The 3,051-nt window shown below is 71.1% G+C and carries 2 protein-coding genes; one reads left to right on the top strand and one right to left on the bottom strand.

Going from position 1 to position 3,051, the window contains the following annotated elements; translation table 11 throughout:
* Positions 1 to 963: PAS domain-containing protein (locus JWR86_RS02755; RefSeq protein ID WP_299560418.1), on the bottom strand; the 963-nt coding region annotated here is incomplete at its 3' end.
* A gap of 308 nt (positions 964 to 1,271) precedes the next feature.
* Between JWR86_RS02755 and JWR86_RS02750 the strand changes: the two genes are divergently transcribed.
* A partial coding sequence (locus JWR86_RS02750; RefSeq protein ID WP_299560415.1) for a transglycosylase domain-containing protein occupies positions 1,272 to 3,051 on the top strand: 1,780 nt, incomplete at its 3' end.

The raw sequence follows: 3,051 nt of genomic DNA, 5'->3' as shown, positions 1-3,051 counted from the left end.
CCAGTCCCAGATCGCGTCGGTGGTCGCCTGGGCGGCGAGCCTGAGGCGCTCCTCGCTCGTCCGCAGGCGCTGATCCGCGAGTTTCTGGGCATGCACGTCCGTGACGGTGCCCACCCATTCCTTGATGGACCCGTCCGGCGCTCTGACCGGAACAGCCCGGGCCAGCATCCAGCGGAACTCGCCCTGGGTCTGGATTCGGAATTCCAGCTCCCCGGCCTCCTGGCTGGCCAGGATGGCGCTCCACTGCGCGGCGGCACGCGCCCGGTCCTCCGGGCAGAGGGCGTCCAGCCAGCTTTGCCCCAGATACACCTCGTGGCCCTGCCGGCGGCGCGCCCGCCAGCCCTCGCTCTCCACAAGGGCCCCGTCGGGAGCAGCCCGGAACTCGATCAGGGCGCTCGCATCGATCAGCGCCCCGTAGCGCTGTTCAGCGTGTTGGAGGCCGCGATTGGCCCGTTTCAGTTCCAGGAGCCCTACGATCGCGCGGGAGAGGGCGGACAGCCCCGCTTCCTCGGAGGCGGTCAGGCCCTCCGGCCGGGGGCTGCGGTCGAACACGGACAGCGTGCCGAGGAGCACGCCTTCGGCTGTCCGCAGCGGAACGCCCGCGTAGAACCGCACACCGAGGGGGCCGCGCACCAGCGGACTCTCGGCAAAGCGCGGGTCGCGGTCGGCTTCCCTCACCACGAACACGCCCTGCTGGTTCATGGCGAGGCTGGAGAATGGCCCGTCGTCGGGCATGTTCTCGAGCCCGAGCCCCATCTCCGAGGTCAGCCGCGGGCGGAACTCCCCGACGGAGCGGATCGCCGCCATCGGGGTGCGGCAGATCTGGGCAGCTATGCGCGTCAGATCGTCGAAGGCCCGTTCCGGCTCGTCCTCCAGGACCTTGATCCCCTGGCTCGGGAGTTCGCGCTCCACCTCGGACGACGCGTCCAGGCAGGCCGGTTCTGGTTGGGGCCGATGTGCCATGCGTCCGTCGCGCGTTCTGAAGGCGCGAGGAGTTACGGCCGAAGCTGTTCTCAAAGCGTGAATGTGGATGCGGTCCTGCAACCGATGGCTGCTGCGCTGGGCCCGATGCCCCCGACGCGCCGCCCTGCCAGAGCTTCACCTGCCCTTAAAGGGCCGCGGCTAGGGTCTCTGATGGTCCGGAGGCAAGACCGCGGGGGCTCGGAATGGGAGTAGGGGGAGGAGGGCGGCGGCGAGAGCGTCGCGAGCCGACCTTCGGCTCGCCCGAGATCGACGTCAGGCTCTCCCGAGCCGACCGGGCCGGAGGCGGGATGGCGAGAACAGGAAGCCGCAAGCCCGCCAAGCGGAAGCGGCCGCGCCGCTCCATTCTGGGCCGGCTGATCTATGGCGGCGTGGTGCTGTCCCTGTGGGCCGGGATCGCGGTTGCGGCGCTGGTCGCCTTCCACGCCACCCAGCTTCCGCCCATCGACCAGCTCGCGGTGCCGAAGCGCCCGCCCAACATCGCCATCATGGCGGCCGACGGCACGCTGCTGGCCAATCGCGGCGAAACCGGCGGCCGCACCGTCGCCCTGAAGGAGCTTCCGGCCTTTCTGCCCAAGGCCTTCGTGGCCATCGAGGACCGGCGCTTCTACTCCCATTGGGGCATCGACCCGGTCGGCATCACCCGGGCGCTGGTCCGCAACGTGACGGCGCGCGGCGTCTCGCAGGGCGGCTCGACGCTGACCCAGCAGCTCGCCAAGAACCTGTTCCTGACGCAGGAGCGCACCGCCTCCCGCAAGATCCAGGAGGCGATCCTGGCCCTGTGGCTGGAGCACCGCTTCTCCAAGGACCAGATCATCGAGCTGTACCTGAACCGCGTCTATTTCGGCGCCGGCGCCTATGGTGTCGAGGCCGCGGCGCAGCGCTATTTCGCGAAGCCCGCCCGGGAGGTGTCGCTTGCCGAGGCGGCCACACTGGCGGGGCTCGTCCAGGCGCCGTCGCGCCTCGCCCCGAACCGCAACCCGGACGCCGCGCGGGCCCGGGCCGCGATGGTGCTGGCCGCCATGGCCGACGAGGGCTTCATCCGGCCCGAGCAGCAGAGGGCTGCCCTGGACGCTCCCGCCCATCCGGTGCGGCGGGCCGGGGCCGGCTCGGCCCATTACGCGGCCGACCTCGTGATGGACGTGCTGGACGATTTCGTCGGCACCGTCTCGGGCGACGTCACCGTGACCACCACCATCCTGCCCTCCCTGCAGGCGGCGGCGGAGGGCGCCGTGGTCGACGAGCTGCAGGCCAAGGGCAAGCGCTTCGGCGTGGAGCAGGGGGCCTTCGTGGCCATGCGGCCGGACGGCGCCATCAGGGCCCTGGTCGGCGGCCGCAATTACGGAGAGAGCCAGTTCAACCGCGCCACCGCGGCCAAGCGGCAGCCGGGCTCGGCCTTCAAGCCCTTCGTGTACCTGGCCGCCCTGGAACGCGGGCTGACCCCGGATTCGGTGCGCGAGGACGCGCCCGTCACCGTGAAGGGCTGGAACCCGGAGAACTACTCGCGGGATTACCGCGGCCCGGTGACGCTCAGGACCGCGCTCGCCCATTCGCTGAACACGGTCGCGGTGCGGCTCTGCCTCGAGGTCGGGCCCCAGGCCGTCGTGAACACCGCGCGCCGGCTCGGCATCGCGTCCGCCCTGAAGGCCAACGCCTCCATCGCGCTCGGCACCTCTGAGGTCGCGCCGGTCGAGCTGGTCGGCGCCTTTGCGGCCTTTGCCAACGGCGGCACGGGCGTGATCCCCTACATCATCGCCGAGGTGAAGGGTGACACAGGCCGCGTGATCTACCGGCGCGACACGGGCGGGCTCGGACGCGTCATGGACCCGGCCGTTGCCGGGATGATGAACAGCATGATGCGGGAGACGCTGCTCACGGGCACCGCCCGCAAGGCCGAGATCGCCGGCTGGGAGGCCGCCGGCAAGACTGGCACGAGCCAGGATTTCCGCGACGCATGGTTCGTCGGCTACACGTCCACCCTGGTGGCCGGGGTGTGGCTCGGCAACGACGACGGCTCACCGACCCGCAAGGTGACGGGGTCGAGCCTGCCGCTCGAGGTCTGGAGCCGCT

The organism is Enterovirga sp. (genome assembly GCF_028290205.1).
In the GTDB taxonomy this organism is placed as follows: domain Bacteria; phylum Pseudomonadota; class Alphaproteobacteria; order Rhizobiales; family Beijerinckiaceae; genus Enterovirga.
Note: the sequence above shows the minus strand (reverse complement) of the source record. Positions and strands in the feature narration are given on the sequence as shown.